At 55.2% G+C, this 1,718-nt stretch carries 1 tRNA gene and 1 rRNA gene; both read left to right on the top strand.

What is annotated here, in order from left to right:
* A 16S ribosomal RNA gene (locus V2H77_RS00690) occupies positions 1–1,501 on the top strand; the annotation flags it as partial.
* Between the two features lie 82 nt (positions 1,502–1,583).
* Positions 1,584–1,659 (top strand) — tRNA-Glu (locus tag V2H77_RS00685).
* Positions 1,660–1,718: the final 59 nt, after the last annotated feature.

Below are 1,718 nucleotides of genomic sequence, written 5' to 3'. Positions count from 1 at the left end.
GTCTTATACATGCAAGTCGAGCGGTAACAGGAAAGTTGCTTGCACTTTTGCTGACGAGCGGCGGACGGGTGAGTAATGTCTGGGGATCTGCCCGAGGGCGGGGGATAACCACTGGAAACGGTGGCTAATACCGCATAATGTCGCGAGACCAAAGTGGGGGACCTGAAAGGGCCTCACGCCATCGGATGAACCCAGATGGGATTAGCTGGTAGGTAGGGTAACGGCTTACCTAGGCGACGATCCCTAGCTGGTCTGAGAGGATGACCAGCCACACTGGGACTGAGACACGGCCCAGACTCCTACGGGAGGCAGCAGTGGGGAATATTGCACAATGGGCGCAAGCCTGATGCAGCCATGCCGCGTGTATGAAGAAGGCCTTCGGGTTGTAAAGTACTTTCAGCGGGGAGGAAGGGTTCAGCTTGAACAGGGCTGGATTTTGACGTTACCCGCAGAAGAAGCACCGGCTAACTCCGTGCCAGCAGCCGCGGTAATACGGAGGGTGCAAGCGTTAATCGGAATGACTGGGCGTAAAGCGCACGCAGGCGGTCAATTAAGTTAGATGTGAAATCCCCGGGCTCAACCTGGGAATGGCATCTAAGACTGGTTGGCTGGAGTCTCGTAGAGGGGGGTAGAATTCCACGTGTAGCGGTGAAATGCGTAGAGATGTGGAGGAATACCGGTGGCGAAGGCGGCCCCCTGGACGAAGACTGACGCTCAGGTGCGAAAGCGTGGGGAGCAAACAGGATTAGATACCCTGGTAGTCCACGCTGTAAACGATGTCGATTTGGAGGTTGCGGCCTTGAGCTGTGGCTTCCGAAGCTAACGCGTTAAATCGACCGCCTGGGGAGTACGGCCGCAAGGTTAAAACTCAAATGAATTGACGGGGGCCCGCACAAGCGGTGGAGCATGTGGTTTAATTCGATGCAACGCGAAGAACCTTACCTACTCTTGACATCCTCAGAATTTGCTGGAGACAGCGAAGTGCCTTCGGGAACTGAGAGACAGGTGCTGCATGGCTGTCGTCAGCTCGTGTTGTGAAATGTTGGGTTAAGTCCCGCAACGAGCGCAACCCTTATCCTTTGTTGCCAGCGCGTAATGGCGGGAACTCAAAGGAGACTGCCGGTGATAAACCGGAGGAAGGTGGGGATGACGTCAAGTCATCATGGCCCTTACGAGTAGGGCTACACACGTGCTACAATGGCGGATACAAAGTGAAGCGACCTCGCGAGAGCAAGCGGAACACACAAAGTCTGTCGTAGTCCGGATTGGAGTCTGCAACTCGACTCCATGAAGTCGGAATCGCTAGTAATCGTAGATCAGCATGCTACGGTGAATACGTTCCCGGGCCTTGTACACACCGCCCGTCACACCATGGGAGTGGGTTGCAAAAGAAGTCGGTAGCTTAACCGAAAGGGGGGCGCTGACCACTTTGTGGCTCATGACTGGGGTGAAGTCGTAACAAGGTAACCGTAGGGGAACCTGCGGTTGGATCACCTCCTTACCTGAGATAGGTTGAGTGCAGTGCTCACACAGATTGTCTGATGAAAGTAAAGTGCAAGCGCGTCTGCGAAGCTGACCATCGGGTCCCCTTCGTCTAGAGGCCTAGGACACCGCCCTTTCACGGCGGTAACAGGGGTTCGAATCCCCTAGGGGACGCCAGCTTGCGGGACGACGGGTGAAAGGCGTGGTCGTGGATGTATCTTTAAGCGGATTTTAAG

The sequence above is a fragment of the Photorhabdus sp. P32 genome, from assembly GCF_038085095.1.
Taxonomy (GTDB): Bacteria; Pseudomonadota; Gammaproteobacteria; order Enterobacterales; family Enterobacteriaceae; genus Photorhabdus; species Photorhabdus luminescens.
Note: the sequence above shows the minus strand (reverse complement) of the source record. Positions and strands in the feature narration are given on the sequence as shown.